Annotated in this window: 18 protein-coding genes; 13 read left to right on the forward strand and 5 right to left on the reverse strand. The window is 57.8% G+C overall.

Annotated elements, in window-relative coordinates; genetic code table 11:
* The 9 genes from GC177_08195 to GC177_08235 all read left to right on the forward strand — a co-directional run.
* On the forward strand, nucleotides 1–1303 hold a 1303-nt coding region (locus GC177_08195), incomplete at its 5' end, for a penicillin-binding protein (protein MBI1275937.1).
* 36 nt (nucleotides 1304–1339) lie between these two features.
* Entirely contained in the window at nucleotides 1340–2458 is a 1119-nt protein-coding gene (locus GC177_08200) for a peptide chain release factor 2 (GenBank protein MBI1275938.1), read from the forward strand.
* A gap of 191 nt (nucleotides 2459–2649) precedes the next feature.
* On the forward strand, nucleotides 2650–3762 hold the full coding sequence (mnmA, locus tag GC177_08205) for a tRNA 2-thiouridine(34) synthase MnmA (GenBank protein MBI1275939.1): 1113 nt from the start codon (nucleotides 2650–2652) through the stop codon (nucleotides 3760–3762).
* A 53-nt stretch (nucleotides 3763–3815) separates the two neighbouring features.
* The gene (locus tag GC177_08210) at nucleotides 3816–4607 is read left to right on the forward strand and encodes a hypothetical protein (protein MBI1275940.1); all 792 of its coding nucleotides are present in this window, start codon (nucleotides 3816–3818) and stop codon (nucleotides 4605–4607) included.
* Nucleotides 4608–4660: 53 nt separating this feature from the next.
* Entirely contained in the window at nucleotides 4661–6010 is a 1350-nt protein-coding gene (gene fliI, locus GC177_08215; protein ID MBI1275941.1) for a flagellar protein export ATPase FliI, read from the forward strand.
* Entirely contained in the window at nucleotides 6007–6489 is a 483-nt protein-coding gene (locus GC177_08220) for a GNAT family N-acetyltransferase (protein MBI1275942.1), read from the forward strand. Before fliI ends, GC177_08220 begins: the two co-directional genes overlap by 4 nt.
* Before the next feature lie 73 nt (nucleotides 6490–6562).
* The gene (locus tag GC177_08225; GenBank protein MBI1275943.1) at nucleotides 6563–6862 is read left to right on the forward strand and encodes a 50S ribosomal protein L28; all 300 of its coding nucleotides are present in this window, start codon (nucleotides 6563–6565) and stop codon (nucleotides 6860–6862) included.
* Nucleotides 6863–6966: 104 nt separating this feature from the next.
* Nucleotides 6967–7941, forward strand: coding sequence for a glycosyltransferase (locus GC177_08230; GenBank protein ID MBI1275944.1), 975 nt, complete (start codon nucleotides 6967–6969; stop codon nucleotides 7939–7941).
* Entirely contained in the window at nucleotides 7931–8650 is a 720-nt protein-coding gene (locus tag GC177_08235; GenBank protein ID MBI1275945.1) for a methyltransferase domain-containing protein, read from the forward strand. Before GC177_08230 ends, GC177_08235 begins: the two co-directional genes overlap by 11 nt.
* Here GC177_08235 and GC177_08240 read toward each other — a convergent pair whose 3' ends face one another.
* The 4 genes from GC177_08240 to GC177_08255 all read right to left on the reverse strand — a co-directional run bounded on the left by GC177_08240 (nucleotide 8651) and on the right by GC177_08255 (nucleotide 11539).
* Entirely contained in the window at nucleotides 8651–9007 is a 357-nt protein-coding gene (locus tag GC177_08240; protein MBI1275946.1) for a hypothetical protein, read from the reverse strand. It abuts the gene before it with no gap.
* Complete coding sequence (gene truA, locus GC177_08245; GenBank protein MBI1275947.1) at nucleotides 9004–9753, reverse strand: tRNA pseudouridine(38-40) synthase TruA; 750 nt, start codon at nucleotides 9751–9753, stop codon at nucleotides 9004–9006. The genes GC177_08240 and truA overlap by 4 nt, the downstream gene beginning before the upstream one ends.
* Nucleotides 9754–9879: 126 nt before the next feature.
* Entirely contained in the window at nucleotides 9880–10824 is a 945-nt protein-coding gene (locus GC177_08250; protein MBI1275948.1) for a methionyl-tRNA formyltransferase, read from the reverse strand.
* 193 nt (nucleotides 10825–11017) lie between these two features.
* Nucleotides 11018–11539 carry a peptide deformylase gene (locus GC177_08255; GenBank protein ID MBI1275949.1) on the reverse strand — a complete coding sequence of 174 codons (522 nt, stop codon included), beginning with the start codon at nucleotides 11537–11539 and terminating at the stop codon, nucleotides 11018–11020.
* Between the two features lie 79 nt (nucleotides 11540–11618).
* On the opposite strand from GC177_08255, the gene GC177_08260 reads away from it, so the two are divergent.
* Together GC177_08260 and GC177_08265 are read left to right on the forward strand one after the other, a co-directional pair.
* Complete coding sequence (locus GC177_08260) at nucleotides 11619–13487, forward strand: hypothetical protein (protein MBI1275950.1); 1869 nt, start codon at nucleotides 11619–11621, stop codon at nucleotides 13485–13487.
* Nucleotides 13465–14031 (forward strand): hypothetical protein, encoded by a 567-nt coding sequence (locus GC177_08265; GenBank protein ID MBI1275951.1) that lies wholly within the window; start codon nucleotides 13465–13467, stop codon nucleotides 14029–14031. Before GC177_08260 ends, GC177_08265 begins: the two co-directional genes overlap by 23 nt.
* On the opposite strand, the gene GC177_08270 is transcribed toward GC177_08265, so the two are convergent.
* The gene (locus GC177_08270) at nucleotides 14028–15440 is read right to left on the reverse strand and encodes a glutamate--tRNA ligase (GenBank protein ID MBI1275952.1); all 1413 of its coding nucleotides are present in this window, start codon (nucleotides 15438–15440) and stop codon (nucleotides 14028–14030) included. The two genes, GC177_08265 and GC177_08270, sit on opposite strands and share 4 nt — an antisense overlap.
* Nucleotides 15441–15510: 70 nt before the next feature.
* On the opposite strand from GC177_08270, the gene GC177_08275 reads away from it, so the two are divergent.
* Nucleotides 15511–17844 (forward strand): DUF4131 domain-containing protein, encoded by a 2334-nt coding sequence (locus tag GC177_08275; protein MBI1275953.1) that lies wholly within the window; start codon nucleotides 15511–15513, stop codon nucleotides 17842–17844.
* A 76-nt stretch (nucleotides 17845–17920) separates the two neighbouring features.
* Nucleotides 17921–19261, forward strand: a complete 1341-nt coding sequence (locus tag GC177_08280) for a hypothetical protein (protein MBI1275954.1) — start codon at nucleotides 17921–17923, stop codon at nucleotides 19259–19261.
* Nucleotides 19262–19267 lie beyond the last annotated feature (6 nt).

Consider the following 19267-nt stretch of genomic DNA (forward strand, 5'->3'; position numbering starts at 1 on the left):
GGTGGTGATGGACCCGCATACGGGCCGCGTGCTGGCCATGGTAGGCGGAACGGGCTTCCGCAACCGGGATTTCAACCGTGCCACGCAGGCGAAACGCCAGCCGGGTTCGGCCTTCAAGCCGTTTGTCTATCTTACCGGGCTTGAGAACGGGCTGTCGCCATCCTACATCATCGTGGACGGGCCGGTGAGCCTGTATCAGGGCGCGGGCCTGCCCCTCTGGACGCCAAAGAACTACCATAACGACTATCTGGGGCCGACGACGCTGCGCATTGGCGTGGAGAAATCGCGCAACGCCATGACGGTGCGCCTGTCGCAGATGCTCGGCATCGACCGCGTGCTGGAAATGGGGCGCAGGCTCGGCATTTATGACGAACGCACGCCACGTAATTTCTCGATCATTCTCGGCTCGGCGGAGACCAAGCTTATCAACATGGCGATGGCCTATTCCATTGTGGTGAATGGCGGCAAGCGTGTGACGCCGACATTGGTGGAACGCATTCAGGACCGCCACGGCAAGCTGGTGTTCCGTTCCGACCAGCGGGCATGTCCGGGCTGTCAGGAAAGCCTGCCTGCCGGTGAGGAAAAGAAGGAAGAAAAACCGAAGGAGGAAACGGCCTCCGGTGGCATAGGCGAGGGTGTTTCCACGGCGCCGCTCAGCAACGAGGTGCCTATTATTCCGGATGCGCGTGAGACGGTGGTGGACCCGCTCTCTTCCTACCAGATCGTGTCCATCCTGGAAGGCGTGGTGCAGCACGGCACCGCGCAGCGGGCCAAGGCGCTCGGCCTGACGGTGGGCGGCAAGACCGGCACCACCAACGACAGCCGGGATGTGTGGTTCATGGGCTTCACGCCCGACCTGGTGGTGGGGACCTATATCGGCTTCGACCAGCCGCGCAGCCTGGGGGAGAAGGAAACCGGCGGCAGCACGGCACTACCTGCCTTCATTCGCTTTTTCGAGCAGGCGAAGGCGGATATTCAGCCGCAGCCGTTCCGTATTCCGCCGGGGATTCACCTGATCAAGATCAACCATGACACGGGCCGTTATCCCAGCCCGGGTACGCCGCCGGGCAAAATCATGTTCGAGGCGTTTAAGCCCGGTACTTCGCCGGATCAGCGCGGGTTTCTGGATTTTGCCCATCGCGGGCAGATTCCGGCGGATGTGCCGATTTCTCCTGGCGATCTGCCGCCACAGGACGACCCGGCCTATCGTCCCAGCGCGCCGATCAACCCGGAGGATATTCCCTCTGCCGTAAATGCGCCGCCGGAAGCGCCGTCCACGATGGGAACCGGCGGGCTGTACTAGTTGCAATCATAGGGATTCTATGGCATAGCGACGCCTATGCGCACCGAGACCCAACATATTGTCGATTCCATTCAGGAAGCCTTCCTGCTCATCAAGCGGTTCCTTAACTGGGACCATGCGCTGGTGCGGCTGGAGGAACTGAACAGGCTGGCCGAGGACCCGAACCTGTGGAACGACGCCCCGGCGGCGCAGAAGATCCTGAAAGAGCGCACGCAGCTGGAATATAACATTCAGCAATGCAAGGCCATTCAGCAGGAGATGGACGATAACATCACCCTGATCGAACTGGGTGAGGAGGCGGGTGATGAGGCCTCCGTCACCGAAGGCGAGGCCGGGCTGGCCGGGCTGGAAGCGAAGGTGAAGAAGCTCGAGATCGAGTGTCTGCTTTCCGGCGAGGCGGACGGGAATAACTGTTTCGTGGAAATCAATTCCGGCGCGGGCGGCACCGAAAGCCAGGACTGGGCCGCCATGCTGGAGCGCATGTATATCCGCTGGGGCGAGCGGCGCGGCTTCAAGGTGGAGCTGATGGAGGAGATGAAAGGCGAACAGGCGGGCATCAAGAGCGCGGTCATCAAACTTTCCGGCCGCAATGCCTATGGCTGGGGCAAGACGGAATCCGGCGTGCATCGTCTGGTGCGCATCTCGCCGTTTGATTCCAACGCGCGTCGCCACACGAGCTTTGCCAGCGTCTGGGTGTACCCGGAGGTGGATGAATCCATCGACATCGAAATCCTGGATAAGGATCTGCGCATCGATACCTACCGCTCCTCCGGCGCGGGCGGGCAGCATGTGAACACGACCGATTCGGCCGTGCGCATCACCCACATCCCCACCAACATCGTGGTGGCCTGCCAGAACGAACGCTCGCAGCATAAAAACAAGGCCACGGCCATGTCCATGCTCAAAGCCCGCCTCTATGAGCAGGAGCTGAAAAAGCGCGAGGAAGCGGCCAATGCCGTCAATGCCACCAAAACGGACAATAGCTGGGGCCACCAGATCCGCTCTTACGTGCTGCACCCTTACCAGCTGGTGAAGGATTTGCGCACGGACGTCGAAACCTCCAACACCCAGGCCACGCTGGATGGCGACCTCGACGCCTTCATGGCGGCGGCACTCGCACAGCGGGTTGGCAATACCAGGACGGATGCGGCATAACTGTCATATTGGGGTGTTATGGGGGCTTTGCCCCCAGCCCCGCTAGGGGCCTAGGCCCCTAGCACCCCATTATTTTCTTATAGCCCCCATAAACGAGGGCTATAAGAAAATATCGGGATACAAGGGCCTAGGCCCTTGGCAGGGTATGGGACGGAGTCCCATATTATCCCCCCACATTACAGGTAAAGCCGATGAACAGTCTTGGTTTTGACAAAGCGCCGGGTGAGACGCGCGTGGTGGTGGCCATGTCGGGCGGGGTGGATAGTTCCGTGGTGGCGGGGCTGCTGGCCGAGCAGGGCTATGAGGTGATCGGCATCACGCTTCAGCTGTATGATTATGGCGAGGCGCTGCGGAAGAAGGGCGCATGCTGCGCGGGGCAGGATATTTATGATGCGCGGACGGTGGCGGATAAGCTCGGCATTCCGCATTATGTGCTGAATTATGAGAGCAAGTTCAAGGAATCGGTGATCGATGATTTCGTCGATACCTACCTGCATGGCGAAACGCCGATTCCCTGCGTGCGCTGTAACCAGACGGTGAAGTTCAAGGACCTGCTGGAAACGGCGCGGGAGCTGGGCGCGGATGCGATGGCGACCGGGCATTACGTGCAGCGCAAGGGCGGGCTTAAGGGCGAGTTGCATCGCGGCGTGGATAAGACGAAGGACCAGAGCTATTTCCTCTTTGCCACCACGCAGGAACAGCTGGATTTCTGCCGCTTTCCGCTGGGCGGGATGAGCAAGGTGGAAACGCGGGAACATGCCAAGCGGCTTGGGCTGATCGTGCAGGATAAGCCGGATAGTCAGGATATCTGCTTCGTGCCGAACGGCGATTATGCCAGCGTGGTGCAGCGTTTTGCGCCGGGCGCATTGGATGCGGGGGAAATCGTGCATCAGGACGGGCGGGTGCTGGGCAGGCATGACGGCATCATCAATTTTACCGTGGGGCAGCGTAAGGGGCTTGGGATTTCGGACAGTGAGCCGCTTTATGTGCTGAAGATCAAGCCGGAGCAGCGGCAGGTGATTGTCGGCCCGCGCAGCGCGCTGGGGCGCGAGAGCATGCTGGTGCACAGCGTCAACTGGCTGGGTGATGGAACCTTGCCGCAAGAGGGCGAGAAGGCGATGGTCAAGATTCGCTCGCTCCATCAGGGCATTGGTGCCAGCCTGCATCCGGTAACAGACAAGGCCGGGTGGGTGGAGGTGCGTTTTGATGAACCTCAGCAAGGCGTGGCGCCCGGGCAGGCCTGCGTGATGTATGACGGCGACCGCGTGCTGGGCGGCGGGTGGATTGCGCGGGAAGCGGCCTGACTGCGACTTTTTGCCACATTGCATCAAGGCATAACCCTGTTTAGCCAGAGCCTATGACCGATGATATTCAGGATAATGATTCAGACGCAGGCGCTGCGCACCCGGTAACATTCGGGGATAAGGCTCTGATGGCTGTTTCCGTACCGTTGGCGGCGGTTTCGGTGATTCCGCCGATTCTGGCGGTTGCGCAGGGACGCGTGCCGCAGCTGATGATGCTCGGCTTGCAGGATATGTGCACGGCCCTGCATCTGGAGCCAGGTGCGTTTGGTCAGATGATGAGCCAGCTTTCCGCCCATCCGGAAATCAATGCGGCCGCGGCAACCATGCTGATTCTGGCCGGGCATCCGTTGGCGAAGAAAATCGAGGAAATTCTGGAAGGCACCGTGGTGCAGATGTTGCCGGATGATGTGCGCGGCCAGTTGCACGTGATTGCGCATACGCTTATTTCCGGGGCAACGATTGCGCTTGTGCTGCCGCCGCTTTTATCCACGGCGGCGGAGGGGGCCACGCTGCTTTCCCTTATGACCGGGCATACGGATGTGGCACTGCAGTTGCATAACCTGATGGACCTTTCAGCCCTTCATGCGCAGGGCGGGGTGATCAATTCCGCTCCATCTGTGCTGGCCGTGATCGCACCCCATGCCGCCTGTCTAGTGCCGGTGGTTTCCATCGCATTGCAGGCGGCTTACCGTGCCGGGGTAGAGGGCGTAAAAGATATATTGTTTCCACAGGATCAGGCGATGATTGATGCGGCTGACGAGTTCGCCCGCGCATGGGCACAGGCGGTGAGTGCCGCCGTGCCTGGCATGGCGGGGTTTGATTCCGCCTTGGGATATGGGCGCTGAGGGCAGCAATAATTGCTAGGGAAAAATCCTCTGAAGCTGCTACAATATGCAGCATGTCCGACAGCAAAATCATTGACGGTCTTATCAGCGATATTCAGGGCGTGACGGATGCGCGCTATGCGGGGAGGATTCGCTCCGTCAAAGGGTTGATGCTGGAATGCGTGGGGCTGGACCCGTTTTTGGCCGTTGGCTCGCGCGTGAAGATTTTCGGCCGGGGCGGCGAGAAGGTGATGGCCGAGGTGGTAGGGGTGGATAACGGGCATAATCTGCTCATGCCCTTTTCCGATATTCAGGGCATCGGCACCGGCTGCGAGGTGGTGATCGACCAGACAAGCAGCGTGGCGCACCCGCATGAAAACTGGCTGGGGCGCGTGCTGAACGCGTTTGGCGAGCCGATTGACGATATGGGGCCGATCAACGAAGGGGCGGTGCCGTATAAACTTCGCGCCGCGCCGCCACCGGCGCACCGGCGCAAGCGTGTGGGGCGGCGGATTGATTTGGGCGTGACGGTGATGAATGTGTTCCTGACCTGCTGCCGGGGGCAGAGGATGGGGATTTTTGCGGGGTCGGGCGTGGGGAAATCGACGCTGCTATCCATGCTGGCGCGGTTTTCGGACCATGATGTGAACGTGATCGGCCTGATCGGGGAACGCGGGCGCGAGGTGCAGGAATTCATCCAGGAATATCTGGGTGAGGAAGGGCTGAAGAAATCGGTGGTGATTGTGGCGACGTCGGACGAATCCGCCCTGATGCGTAAGCAGGCGGCCTATCTGACATTGGCGGTGGCGGAATATTTCCGCGATCAGGGCAAGCAGGTGCTGTGCTTGATGGACAGCGTGACGCGCTTTGCCATGGCGCTGCGCGAGATCGGTCTTTCCGCCAAGGAACCGCCGACGACCAAGGGCTATACGCCGACCGTGTTTGCCGAGCTGCCGCGCCTGCTGGAGCGGGCCGGGCCGGGGACTGGAGATGGGATGATTACCGGACTGTTCTCCGTTCTGGTGGAAGGGGACGACCAGAACGAGCCGATTTCGGATGCGGTGCGCGGTATTCTGGACGGGCATATCGTGCTGGAGCGGGCCATTGCCGAGCGGGGGCGCTTCCCGGCGGTGAATGTGCTGCGAAGCGTATCCCGTACCATGCCGGACTGCAACCAGCCGCATGAGACGCAGATGATCCAGAAAGCTCGGCAGCTGATGTCGATATACGAAGACATGGCGGATCTGATCCGCCTGGGGGCTTACCGCAAGGGCAGCGACCCGAATGTGGATGAGGCGATTTATTATTACCCGCTGTTCCAGCAGTTTTTGAACCAGGACAAGGATGTGCCGCTCAGCCTTGAGCAGGGATTCGCCGGGCTGGCGGAAATCCTCAAGAACAGTGGCAAGGCGGCGGGGCAATGACGCTGACCATACGGCCCGCCGTTGATGGCGATGAAGGCATTATCCTGCGGTTCATCCGCGAGCTGGCGGAATATGAACAGCTGGCGCATGAGGTGGTGGGAAATGAAGCTGAACTGGCGGGGCACCTGTTCTGCGCGCAGCCCAAGGTGTTTGCCAGGATTGCGGAATGGAGCGGTGAGCCAGTGGGGTTTGCGCTCTATTTCTTCAATTATTCGACCTTTCTGTGCAGGCATGGGCTTTATATCGAAGATGTCTATGTGGTGCCCGCTATGCGGGGCAAGGGCATCGGCAAGGCCATGTTCGTGGATTTGGCCCGCGAGGCCGAGAGACAGGGCTGCGGGCGCATGGAATGGTGGGTGCTGGACTGGAATGAGCCGGCCATCCGCTTTTATGAGAGCATCAAGGCCGAACCGATGAGTGAATGGACGGTGCAGAGACTGGATAGCAGGGCTATCGCCGAATTGGCGAAAACTGCTTGACCTTTGGGCCTGTAACGCCTATGTAACCCGACCTTGACCAGTTTTGGCCTAACCAGATTTTGAGTATTTTGTCATGACCCGTGAATGCACCCTGACCGGCAAAACCGTGATGAGCGGGAACAATGTTTCCCACGCCAACAACAAAACGCGCCGGCGTTACCTGCCGAACCTGCAGGTCGCCACGCTGGTGAGCGAAGCCCTCGGCCATAGCGTTCGCATTCGCGTGACCCCGGCTGCTCTGCGCACCGTTGAGCATAATGACGGCCTGGATAACTTTCTGCTGACGACCGCCAATGACAAGCTGACGGAAGAAGCCAAAAAGCTGAAGCGTCGCGTTAAGAAAGCCTTGGAAGCCAAGAAAAAAGCTGCGTAATTTAAAAATAAAAACAATTTTAGTAAAATTGTTTGGATAAGCGGGCTTTGCCTTTATAAAGGGCAAAGCCCTTTTATTTTGCCCCTGTCAGGATGATTGTCGCCATGGCCGAACGCGCATTGCCGCCCCTTCCTTCCAGCCATGTGGAGCTTTCGATCGTAGTGCCCGTTTTTAATGAGAGCGATGGGCTGGATGTGTTTTTTGACCGGGTGGAAGCGGTGCTGCGCAAGCTGGAGGTGCGTTCCTACGAGATTGTGTGCGTCAATGACGGCAGCCTGGATGACAGCTTGAATGAATTGCTGCGCCATCGGCACCGCAACCCGGCCATCAAGGTGGTGGATTTGAGCCGTAACTTCGGCAAGGAACAAGCGCTGAGCGCGGGTTTGCACCTGGCGCGTGGGCAGGCGGTGGTGCCGATTGATGTGGATTTGCAGGACCCGCCGGAGCTTATCGCCGATTTTGTGGCCAAATGGCGCGAGGGCTATGAGGTGGTGTATGGCGTGCGTTCTCGCCGTCAGGAAGGGGTGCTGAAGCGCATTACGGCATTCGGCTTCTACCGTATTTTTGATCGCCTGGCGGAGATCGACGTGCCGGCGGATACCGGGGATTACCGCCTGCTGGACCGCAAGGTGGTGGATGTGATCAACCGCATGCCGGAGAATAACCGGTTCATGAAGGGGCTGTTCGCCTGGGTCGGCTTCAGGCAGACCGGGGTGAGCTATGTGCGCCCGGCACGCTCGCTGGGCAAAAGCAGCTTCAGGCTGCGCCGTTTGTGGCGTCTGGCGCTGGATGGCATCACCTCCTTCAGCACCTTGCCGCTGCGCATCTGGTCCTATATCGGCGGGGGGATCGCTTTTGTAGCGTTTCTCTATGCGCTGTGGCTAATTGCGCGCACCATGCTGCATGGGGCGGAGGTGCCGGGCTATGCATCGCTGATGGTGGTGATGCTGTTTCTGGGCGGGCTGCAATTGCTTGGCTTTGGCATTATGGGTGAATATCTGGGACGGCTTTACATGGAAGCCAAGCGGCGGCCGAATTTCATCATCCGCCAGTCCTGGGGTGTAGGCGATGGAGCCTAGCGCCATCCGCCGCATGGCGGAGCTGCAGGCGCATCACTGGTGGTTTGAGGGGCGCAGGTGCATCATGCGCAGCCTGATTCAGGGGCTTGATTTGCCAGAAGGTGCTTCCATTCTCGAAATAGGATGCGGAACGGGCGCTAACCTGGCCATGTTGCAGGAGTTTGGCGATGTCACCGGCGTGGAGCCGGATGATGGGGCGCGAGCGTTGATTCAGGCGCCGGGAGTGGAGCTTGTGGATGGTAGGTTGCCGGACGGGCTTGCTTTTGCTGAAAAATCATTTGATCTGATATGCTTATTTGATGTTCTTGAGCATGTGGATAATGATGGTGATTCCTTGAATAACATCCGCAAGCTTCTAAAAAATGATGGTTATTTGCTGTTGGTCGTGCCCGCTTTTCCGTGGCTTTGGGGGGCGCATGATGTGGCGCATCATCATAAACGACGTTATCGGCTTCAAGAGCTGGCTGGCAAGATGAGAAATGCTGAGTATTCTGTTGAATATATTTCATATTATAATTTTATGCTTTTCCCGCTTATTGCGGGGGTCCGCTTAGTAAAAAAGTGGCTGGGCAAGGATGCGCCCGACGATGCGATGCCCCCGGAATGGTTGAATGAGGTGCTGTTGAAGCTGTTTGCCAGTGAGCGGTTTTGGATACGGCGTTATTTGCCGTTGCCGGTTGGCGTATCGCTGGTGGCCATTTGCCGCTAATTAATCACTGTGTATTTTACGAGTATAATACCTGCATGTTTCAGGATACGCGGCGACAATAATTTGGCTTTCTAAGGCTATGCAAGCCATCCAGCCAAAGGTTGCTATTGCGATCAATAGGTAAAATAGAAATGGCAGTTCACCCGTGATGGAAGGGGTATGCTTTTTTGCTGTCTTCGTAAAAATTACCCATGTTATTGGTGCCAATAATACGCTTGCGCCTCTTGCTGGAAAGCGCCCAGATAAATAGAGACAGCCTATTTTAGATTCATTGTACAGTAAGCCATAGGCCAGCAGGCCTGTGATGATAGACCAAAAATACAGTTTAAAAAAATTGTCGATCCTTAATAATTTCATGAACTCTTCTCATAGCGCGCCCTGGTGAAAAACAGGCCGTCCGGCGGAGCCGTCTGCCCGGCGGCGGAGCGGTTTTTGGCGGTGAGGATGGAGGGCATGTCGGACGGCTGGCGTTTGCCGAGGCCGACCTCGGCTAGTGTGCCGGCCATGATGCGGACCTGATTGTGGAGGAAGGAACGCGAGCGGGCGGTGATGGTGATGATGTCGCCCTGTTGTCTCACGCTGAGCTCGTCCAGTGTTTTCATCGGGCTTTTGGCGGTGCATTCGGTGGAGCGGAAGCTGGTGAAATCGTGATGGCCGATAAGGTGGTGGGCGGCCTGCTGCATGGCTTCGGCATCCAGTGGGCCTGCCAGGTGCCAGTAGTAGCGCTCGCCGATAACGGGGCGGGGGCGGCGGTTGTAGATGTGGTATTCATAGGCACGCTCGATGCAGGAGAAGCGGGCATGGAAGCCATCCGGCGCGGGTTCGGCGGAAAGAATGCAGACGGGCAATGGTTTGAGATGGAAATTCACGGCTTCCATCAGGCGGAAGGGATCGACGGCCTTGTCGATATCCACATGCGCCACCATGCCGAGCGCGTGCACGCCTGCATCGGTGCGCCCGGCACCATAGACTTCGGTCTCCTCGCCGCAGAATTTGAAGACGGCGTTTTCCAGCGCTTCCTGCACGCTCGGGATGCCGGGCAGGCGCTGCCAGCCCTGGAAGTCGGCGCCGTCATATTGAATGGTGATTTTGTAACGGGTCATGCGGGGGAGTGGTCCGGCTGTTGTCTCATGGTGGTTGAGGCTGTCACCCTCACCCCGGAACGCTAAGTTCACTGCGTTTACTCATCATTCCGGCTCTCTCCCGTTCAGGGAGAGGGTGGAAACTGTTTAGCCGAAAATCGTGCCTTCGGGAATGGTCAGGCTGCGCAGGAATGTTTCGGCATCCGTCGGTTTACGGCTGGGACGCTGAATTTCGTCGATGCAGAGCATGCCGTCGCGCGTGCCGATGCAGAAGGTTTCTCCGCCGGTGACGTCCTTGTCCGTCAGGGCTTCGCCGGGTTTGATGCGGTAGGCTGTGTCCAGCGCACGGGCCTTGAGGATTTTGATGTTCTCGCCGCCATAGGTGAAATGGACGCCCGGCCAGGGGTTGAGGGCGCGCACCATGCGTTCGATATGCACGGCGGGCATGGATTTCCACTCGATTTTGCCGTCTTCCTTTTCCAGCTTGGCGGCATAGGTGGCCAGTTTGTTGTCCTGCTTGATGGGCTTGAGCAGCTTGTGCTGAAGGCCAACCAGCGCGGCAACCATCAGTTCCGCCCCCAGCGCGCCGAGGGTGTCCTGCAGGCTGGCGGTGGTGTCCTGATTGCTGATAGGGATTTTTTTGTAGAGCAGGATGTCGCCCGTGTCGCAGCCTTCGTCCATTTGCATGATGGTGGCGGCGGTCTCTGCGTCGCCTTCCAGCAGGGGGCGCTGGATGGGGGCGGCGCCGCGCCAGCGGGGCAGCAGGGAGGGGTGAAGATTCAGGAACCCGTGTTTGGTCATTTCCAGCACGGCTTTGGGCAGGATGAGGCCGTAAGCCACGACCACGCCGATATCGGCTTTGAAGGCGGCAAGGGTTTTTTGCGTGGCATCGCCTTTCAGGCTTTCGGGGGTAATAACCGTCAGGCCCTGGCTTTCGGCATATTCATGCACGGCGCAGGGGGTGACCTTCTGGCCACGGTTGGCCGGGCGGGGAGGCTGGGTGTAAACGGCCACGATCTCATGGCCGGCCCCCTGAAGCGCCTTGAGCGTGGGCAAGGCAAAGGCGGGGCTGCCCATGAAGATGATGCGCATTGGCTTGATATTGTTCATGAAACTGAAGATAACCGCTAAAGCTTAGAATAATCCTAAAATTACCAGCCTCAAGGCTGTTAATTTTTTGTTTTTGTGTTGCCTTGCCTATGGCAAGGATACGCGCGCCTTAGCGCGCGGGCCCTTTAGGTGTGCCATGCTCCGCATGGACGGGCCAGTCGCTACGCTCCATATCCTACACTTCGGTGAGGCGTTTTTCCTTTAGCAGTTTGCGGTGGATCATGTCACGCTTCATTCGCGACAAATGATCGGTGAAGGTGATGCCGTTCAGGTGGTCCAGCTCATGCTGAAGGCAGATGGCCATGAGGCCGGTGGCGTGCATCTCCTTCTTCTCACCGGTTTCCGTCTGGTAGGTGAGTTTGATTTCATCGGGACGATCGACATCGGCATATTGGCCGGGGAAGGAGAGGCAGCCTTCCTTATAGGTCTGGAAAGCTTCGGATTCCCACGTGATTTCAGGGTTGATGAAGACCATGGGTTTCACCGGGGTGCCGCGTTCATCCTGCTCGATATCCAGCACCAGGATGCGCTGAAGGCGGCCCACCTGCACAGCGGCAAGGCCGATGCCGCCTTCCTTGTACATGGTGTCGTACAGGTCTTTGACGAATTGCTTGAGCTCATCGTTAAAGGTGGTGACCGGCTCGGAAATGAATTTCAGCCTGGGATCAGGGTAGGTAACCAGTGGAAGAATCGACATAAAATAATTAACTTTAATAATTCTGATTAACGTTTATACCAATATACCCCGAAACACTGGGCCGGAAAATAGAGAAATCATGGGCTATAATCCGAATTCTCCCGAACTTGGCGATTTGAAGCTTTCCAAAAAAGCGATCGAGAAGCTGGATGATTATTTCAGCAAGGAAGGGGACGGAAAAAAGAAGCGGCATTATTTCGGGGGCGAATATTTCATGCACCCTATTCGCATCGCCGACCCTAACGGCGACCATGTGCACGGGCTGCACCCGGTGGATGCCCTGCTGGAATGGCGGATGACCAAGGGGAAGGAAAACCGCATCCGCCCCGATGATCTGCTCTATCTCACCCGTTATGCCGTGCATAAGGGGTTCAAGCGCATGATGCCTCGCGCCAGCAGCGTGAAAGCGGGCAATGGCGATGAGGAAACGCAGATCAGGTTCGACAATCACCGCCGTCCGGCATGGCGAAAGGGTTTTCGCGCGGCCGTGCTGGAAAGGGCGTTCGAAGACCCGACATTTTATCGCACCAATGCCGACCCGGACAGCCGCTTTCTGCTGTGTGCGGTGAAAAGCGCGCAGCCGGACCTGAAGCAGAATCATTACGATCCTAATACACCCTATATCTACCCGGATGCCATGTTTGATAAGAGCCATCCGCTGCATAAGCAGATCATGGAAAACTGGGTGCGGCTACGCGAATATTTCGCTACCCACAAGGATTTGCCGCTGGGCCAGCCTGCCTGGGACGAGATCAAACACATGCTGCCCGAGCGGGTGGTGGAGCGCGCGCTGAAACAGCGAGCGCGCGAACTCGGCAAACATGTGAGCGAGCTGGAGTATGATGAGTACAAGGATATCCATCCGTTGCAAAATGGCGGAGGTCATCCCTGGCTGCCGGAGATGAATTTCGACCATCACGCCGCGGCCGCCAACATGCAGTATTACGGGTTGGATATCGATACGGACTGGGCATCGCTGCGGGACTATTACAAGGGCGAGGCCGAGATTTTCGGCATGGGGGCATTGGTTGGCTATTATCTGCGACAGCTTGCGGATGACGATGCGCCCGAGTTTTACCGCAAGCGACTGCCGGTGGCGGATAACAGGGAACGTAAAGCCGCTATTTCACTTGCCAAGGAAGCGGTGAGTGCCGCGGCGATGCCGGAGGATGAATACCGTTATCGCTGGATGTATGACGGCCATGCCGTGTATCATGTGCCGGATGCATTGAAGGATGCGGCATTCCAGGAGCAGTTGCTGATGCCGCTGGCAAAGCGCCTGCTCGGCAAACATGCCACGCAGAATATCGATTACATCGATTATGTCGGCAATATCGCGGCCATGGAGGATCCTTACGCCGGGCCGTTCTATAAGGGGCACCCGCAATACAGCGCGAGTTTCAGCGGCATGGATATTTTCCTGGATGGCGTGCATGCGGGCATGAGCTGGCATGCCATGGGCACGCGCATCCACCCGGATGTGCTGCTGCGAAACCAGAAGGCCGCTGCCGCCGACCAAGTAGAGGAAGACCCCGTCGATACCATTCCGACATCGGGCATGACGTTTTACGATCTCAGCCGGGTGATCGACTTCAAGTTTCGTAAACGCCTGACCGATCTTTACCACATGAAGGATTTCATCAGCCTTGCTGAAGGCGCGGCGAATGCGATGGACGGCTCATGCCATGAACGGGTGCGCGAAGACCGCAAGGCGGGAGATGTGGAATGGAACACCTGGCGCTATTTTGTGCCTTCATCCGGGCGTATGCAGCCCGAGATGCTGCAGCAATATATCGAATCCGCCCATGTGCGGCGGGAGCTGGAGATACAGGCGATCAACGAAAGGCATTCCCTTGCTCCAAATGATAGTATGTTACCGCATGATATTATGTTAGCTATGGAAAGCATTTACGAGAGCAACCACCGTGTCGCCAGAACCGTCAAATAACATTGCCCCGCTGCCTGCACATGCAAAACGTTACCTGGGGGAGCCGGACCGCATATGGGAAGCCGGTGAGGATGTGTGGCTGGCTGCCTATGACCATAATCCGTTTGAAGAATATACGACGCTGCTTGCCTTTGCAGGCAGTGCCGTTGAGCTGGAGTTTGCCGATGGCAGGCCGTGCCAGCAACTGTTGATGATCACCTGCCCGGATGCCAAGCGCGATGCGTGCGCGGCCGAACTGGCGCGGCTGGCGAAGCTGCTTTATGGCAATGACGAGGCATTGCCTTATGGTTTTGTGCTGGATGCGTCCAATGCCGTGTTTGACGGCGGTGCGATGGAAGCCTGGTATGTGGCGCCGCCGCTTTATTTCGACGAAGAACTGGCCGTGGATGTGAAGGCGGACCCGCCCGCGCTTTATTTGTGGCTGGTGGCGATTACCGGCGCGGAGTGGGCATTCGTGGAATCGCAAGGCAGCGATGCGTTTGAGGCGCTGCTGGAATTGCAGGACCCGGACATGACGGACTGGGGACGTGAGCCTGCCGTCTAAGCGGCTTTTTTCATTTTTGCGGCGGCATAAAGGCGGGCCATGGTTTCATCGTGGCCGAGGGCGGCCATGATGTCGCCGATGCCGGGGGCGTTGGTGGTGCCTGCGAGGGCTGCGCGGAGCGGCATGCCTACATCCTTGAAGGGGACGTTCAGGTCGGTCACGAGTTGTTTGACGGCGGCCTCTAACGTAGCTGCGTCCCAGGTGCCACTGAGTTTGTCGAAGGCGTTTGCGGCGGCTTCGATATTGGCCTGGTGCTGGGTGAGGATTTCCTGCGCTTTGGGATCCATCGGCAGGGTTTTGCTGCGGGCGTAGAAGGCGGCGGCTTCGGCCAGTTGGACGATGGTTTTGGCGCGGGGTTTCAGGCTAGTGAGGCCTTTTTCCACGCGAAGGCGGGCGGGCGCGTCCAGATCATGGCCGAGGGATTTTTCGAGCATCGGCAGGATGAGGGCGAGCAGGTGGGCGTTATCTGCTTGTTGCAGGTAATGGTGGTTGAGGTTTTCCAGCTTCACGAAATCCATGCGCGAGGGGGACTGGCCGACATGCTCGAGGTTGAACCAGTCGATGGCCTGTTTGGTGGAGATGATTTCGTCGTCGCCGTGGCTCCAGCCAAGGCGGAGGAGGTAGTTGCGGATGGCTTCGGGCAAATATCCCATGTCGCGGTAGGCATCCACGCCCAAAGCACCGTGGCGTTTGGAGAGTTTGGCACCATCTGGCCCGTGGATGAGGGGGAGGTGGGCGAAGACGGGGACGTTCCAGCCCATCGCTTTGTAGATGAGCGTCTGGCGGCCGGCATTGGTGAGGTGGTCGTCGCCACGAATGATGTGGGTGACGCCCATGTCATGATCGTCCACCACCACGGCGAGCATGTAGGTGGGGGTGCCGTCGGCGCGCAGCAGCACCATGTCGTCGAGGTCGCTGTTGGGGAAATCGATTTCGCCCTGAACCTGATCGCTGACATGGGTGGTGCCGGTGCGGGGGGCTTTGAGGCGCACCACGGGCGGGGTGTTGGCGGGGGTCATGTTGGTGCTGTCGCGCCAGGGGCTTTCGAAGCGGAAGCTTTCGCCTTTGGCCATTGCCTGCTCGCGCAGGGCGTTGATTTCCTCCTGCGGGGTGTAGCAGAGGTAGGCGGTGCTGTTTTTCACCATCTCATGCGCGACTTCGGCATGGCGGGAGGCGCGGGCGAACTGGTAGGTCTCCTCGCCGTCCCAATCGAGTTCCAGCCATTTCATGCCGTCGAGGATGGCGGCGATGGCGGCATCCGTGGAGCGGGCGCGGTCGGTATCCTCGATACGCAGCAGGAATTTGCCGCCGTTGTGCCGGGCGAAGAGCCAGTTGAACAAGGCCGTGCGCGCGCCGCCGATATGGAGGAAGCCGGTGGGCGATGGGGCAAAACGGGTGACGACAGTCATGATAAAATCCAATATAAATCCATTGCTTTGTCCTTACGCCATAACCTTGCCTCCACCAAGATGAATTTACATGGATAGTGCCCGTTTTGCGCTGAATCCTCCCCTGTTGGCCTGGCCGGTGGCGCTGGGGGCGGGGGTGATGCTGTATCATGCGCCTTATGCCACGCCGCCCGTGTGGTGCGGGCTGGTGCTGGCGTTGCTGGGGCTGGTGGCGGGAGCGGTTGAGTGCTGGCGGCAGCGGCCTGCATGGATGGGGTTGATGCTGGCGCTGGCCTCACTGGGGTTTTCGGCGGCATGGTGGCAGGTGGAGCAGGCCTATACGCCGCTGATTCGTTACACGATTGAGGATGCCATCGTTCAAGGACGGGTGGCGGTGATGGAGCCGCGCGAGAAGGGCGTGCGGGTGGTGCTGGAGGATGTGATGATCCTGAAACCCGCGGGCATGAAGGCGCCGCGCAAGGTGAGGCTTTCCAGCTTCATGGAAATGCCGCTGGTGGAGCTGGGCGACAGGATCGAGACGCGGGCGCAGCTGCAGCCGCTTTATGCGCCGATCCTGCCGGGGGAATATGACCCGGCGCGGGTGCTGTATCTGGATGGGATCGGCGGGACGGGGTTCATTACGGGGAAGCCGCGGCTGGTCAGCTCGCTTTCACCATCCCCCTCATCTCAGCCTTCTCCTGCAAGGGGAGAGAGAGCGACCGTTGCTTCATCTTCTACCAGTGCAACACATACGGGCCGAACTCTCTCTGTCCATGTGGGAGAGGGATGGGGTGAGGGGGGTGGCGCGATACGCGAATTTTTTGAAAAACTGCGCGTGGCGGCGGGGGATGAGATGGCGGAGGCGTTGCCGCCGGATATGGCAGGCATCGGGCAGGCGATGATGCTGGGGCAGAATTCGGCGATGAAGCGGGAGGTGTATGACCCGCTGCGGCAGGCGGGGCTGGCGCATATCATTGCGATTTCGGGGTTTCATATGGCGCTGGTGGCGGGGATCGCGATGGTAGCGCTGCGGCGGTTGCTGGCGTTGATTCCGTGGTGTGCACGGCATTGGCCGTTGAAATCCGTCGCGGCGTTCTTGTCGCTGGTGCTGGTGACGGGGTATCTGCTGCTTTCGGGCATGCCGGTTTCGGCGGTGCGATCGTGGATCATGATCGCGGTGGTAATGGTGGCCATCATGGTGGGGCGGGAGGTGAACCCGATGCGGCTGCTGGCGCTGGCGGCGGTGGTGCTGCTTGTCGTCAACCCGGCGGCGTTGTTGACGGCGGGTTTTCAGATGTCATTCGCCGCCGTGTGGGCGCTGCTGGTGCTGTATCACTTTTGGCAGCCGAAGGTTTTGGTGGAGCCGGGGGCGAGGAATATCCCAGCGCTCGTACGGGTGATGGCGAAGATCGGGCGCGATGTGGTGGGGATTGCGGCGGCATCGCTGGCGGCGGGTTTGGCGACGGCGCCGTTCACATTGTACCATTTCCATTCGGTGAGTTTTACGGGGCTGGTGGCGAACATGGCGGTGGTACCGCTGGCGAGTGTGTGGATCATGCCGTTCGGGATGCTGGCTTTGCTGCTGATGCCGCTTGGGCTGGCGAAATACCCGCTGCTGGCGATGGGGTGGGGGCTGCGATGGATGCTGGATATCGCCGAGTGGTGCAATGGCAGGCTGGGGTGGTTGTGGGAGATTCCGGCGATTGATGCATGGCCTGTGGTGGTGCTTTCGCTTGGGGCGGTGGTGGCGATGTTCCGGCCACGGTTCGGGCTGGCGATGGCGATGGTTGCTGTTGGCTGGGGGGCGTGGCAGGCGACGCATGCGGAGCAGAAACCGGAACCGGTTGTGCTGGTGACGCCGACCTATTTAGCCATGCAGGATGTGGAAGGGCACTGGTGGCTGGATGGGCGCACGCGCGAGGGGAATTTCATCGTGAAGCGGTGGAAGGAGAGGCTTGCCATTGCGGAGTGGGAGTATCTGTGCCCGCAGAAGTTCAAGGATATTTTGCCGGAGAAAAAGACGAAGAGTGGGAAGCCGAGGAAGCCACGTAAGCCGCGCAAGGACAGCAAGCCGAAAGCCCCACCGAAATATGATGTGTGCAAGGATGAAGTGGTGCTGGCGCGGATTGAGCCGCTGCGGCGGTGTGATCGTGAAGGGTGCGTGTATCTGTTGCCGGATGGCTATGAGCTGGATGAGGTGAAAGACCCGATTGCCTTGGGGGATGCGTGTGATTGGGCGAGGGAGGATGCGAAGAGGTTTATCCTGCTGCGGAGTGGGGTGGATATGCAGTGTGGTGACAGGGTGCTGCGGGTGAATGATGCGGTGTTTCAGCAGCGGGGGCCGCTCGCGATATCCATCGTGAATGGGAAGCTGGTGGCGGAATATGCGCGGGATGGGCGGGTGAAGAGGCCGTGGGTGCCGTGATGTGCTTTAAAATGGTTAGTAATCAATCAAATCTGCTACCATAATAGATGATGGTGGTTCTTCCTTGGAGAATGCGGTGAAGAAAAAACGTTTGGTTGTTTTGGGTATATGCCTGATTGTTGCCGTTTGGGCGCTTATTCATTTTAATCACGACGTCACTGTTCATCTCAAAGGCACATCGGCAGGGAATAAGCAGGATATCATTCTCCAAGTCCCCAGCAGTTATCTGAATGCGGGCACCCCGTTTTTTCTGCCGAATCGGATTATCAGCGACATCCGTGATGGGATGCGTGTGGATGGTGTGCCACTGATGATGCATTATCCATCTGGACGTTCGTGGTTGTTTAACCCGCAGGCCTTGCTCAACCCTTTGCTTTTCGCGCAGGAAGACAAGGTAGGAACGCACAGCCTCATTCAGTTGAATTTAAGCCAACGCAGCGAGAATGGTGTAAAGAAAATGCTGCTGCACCTGACGCAGGGGGAAAAAAGCAGCTACCCGCCATTTGCCATTGATCAATATGGACTGCTGAGTTTTCAGTCGAAAGATCGCGCCACCCCCACCCATCTTTATTACAAGCAGGGCGCCACAGCAAATGAAGATGTGCTGATAGAATGCCCCGACCGGCCTAACACCACCAAATGCATCTACCGGCTTTATCACAAAGGCCTTCAGGCCATCATGTATGTGTCACCGGATTTGTTGCCCGAGTGGGAAAAGGTTCGTGACTGGACGATTGCAAAGATTGATGGATTCTATAAGGGGCAGGAAACATTTGTTTCTTCGGAAGAGACGTTGCCCGCGAAAGTACCCGTAAGGCTTTATGAGGTGGTGGGGCATGGTGCGTTTGGCAATAAGCGAGGGAAGTCGATTGATCTTTTTATTCCTAAAGAGCTCTTTCGATTAAATCAGGATGAGAAGGAGCAGAAGCTTTCCTTTCCATTGGAGAAAGAAGATGTACGTCTTGTGTTGAAGCCGTCCATGATTCCGGCCGCTCAACTTGCCAAGGAAAATAGCTCAATTTTGGATGATGTTATATATCTAGGAATAATTATCAGAGAATCAGATCTCATAAAAACCTATGTAAATCCTTACTATTATAAGGAAATAAATGGAATGAAAGAAATCACCAAAGATGTGCGGTTTGGTAGAAAATTTGATGATATATATGGATTGCAGCATTTTAAAGATAAGTGGAATAAATCAACTTATATACTGGAAAGCAATAACACTTTGTATGATTACGTGAGCATTGAGTGTGACGAGAGGTATATGCACAGATGTGAAATGAACATAGCCCAGCCTAATAATTTATGGCTAGAAATAAAGTTCTCTGTAAAGCTATTGCCCTATTGGAAAATCATAACAACGTATAGCCAGAATTTAGTGGCTGGCTTTGTGGATAATAAATCACCATAGCAGAAT

Source organism: bacterium (assembly GCA_016124905.1).
In the GTDB taxonomy this organism is placed as follows: domain Bacteria; phylum Pseudomonadota; class Alphaproteobacteria; order Rickettsiales; family RI-342; genus RI-342.

Coding starts and splice junctions, on each gene's coding strand:
- GC177_08255 (MBI1275949.1), bottom strand. CDS start 11,539: ATGTCGATTCTTCCACTGGTTACCTACCCTGATCCCAGGCTGAAATTC.
- GC177_08270 (MBI1275952.1), bottom strand. CDS start 15,440: ATGACTGTCGTCACCCGTTTTGCCCCATCGCCCACCGGCTTCCTCCAT.
- GC177_08235 (MBI1275945.1), top strand. CDS start 7,931: ATGGAGCCTAGCGCCATCCGCCGCATGGCGGAGCTGCAGGCGCATCAC.
- GC177_08225 (MBI1275943.1), top strand. CDS start 6,563: ATGACCCGTGAATGCACCCTGACCGGCAAAACCGTGATGAGCGGGAAC.
- GC177_08200 (MBI1275938.1), top strand. CDS start 1,340: ATGCGCACCGAGACCCAACATATTGTCGATTCCATTCAGGAAGCCTTC.
- GC177_08250 (MBI1275948.1), bottom strand. CDS start 10,824: ATGCGCATCATCTTCATGGGCAGCCCCGCCTTTGCCTTGCCCACGCTC.
- GC177_08275 (MBI1275953.1), top strand. CDS start 15,511: ATGGATAGTGCCCGTTTTGCGCTGAATCCTCCCCTGTTGGCCTGGCCG.
- GC177_08260 (MBI1275950.1), top strand. CDS start 11,619: ATGGGCTATAATCCGAATTCTCCCGAACTTGGCGATTTGAAGCTTTCC.
- mnmA (MBI1275939.1), top strand. CDS start 2,650: ATGAACAGTCTTGGTTTTGACAAAGCGCCGGGTGAGACGCGCGTGGTG.
- GC177_08240 (MBI1275946.1), bottom strand. CDS start 9,007: ATGAAATTATTAAGGATCGACAATTTTTTTAAACTGTATTTTTGGTCT.
- truA (MBI1275947.1), bottom strand. CDS start 9,753: ATGACCCGTTACAAAATCACCATTCAATATGACGGCGCCGACTTCCAG.
- fliI (MBI1275941.1), top strand. CDS start 4,661: ATGTCCGACAGCAAAATCATTGACGGTCTTATCAGCGATATTCAGGGC.
- GC177_08220 (MBI1275942.1), top strand. CDS start 6,007: ATGACGCTGACCATACGGCCCGCCGTTGATGGCGATGAAGGCATTATC.
- GC177_08210 (MBI1275940.1), top strand. CDS start 3,816: ATGACCGATGATATTCAGGATAATGATTCAGACGCAGGCGCTGCGCAC.
- GC177_08230 (MBI1275944.1), top strand. CDS start 6,967: ATGGCCGAACGCGCATTGCCGCCCCTTCCTTCCAGCCATGTGGAGCTT.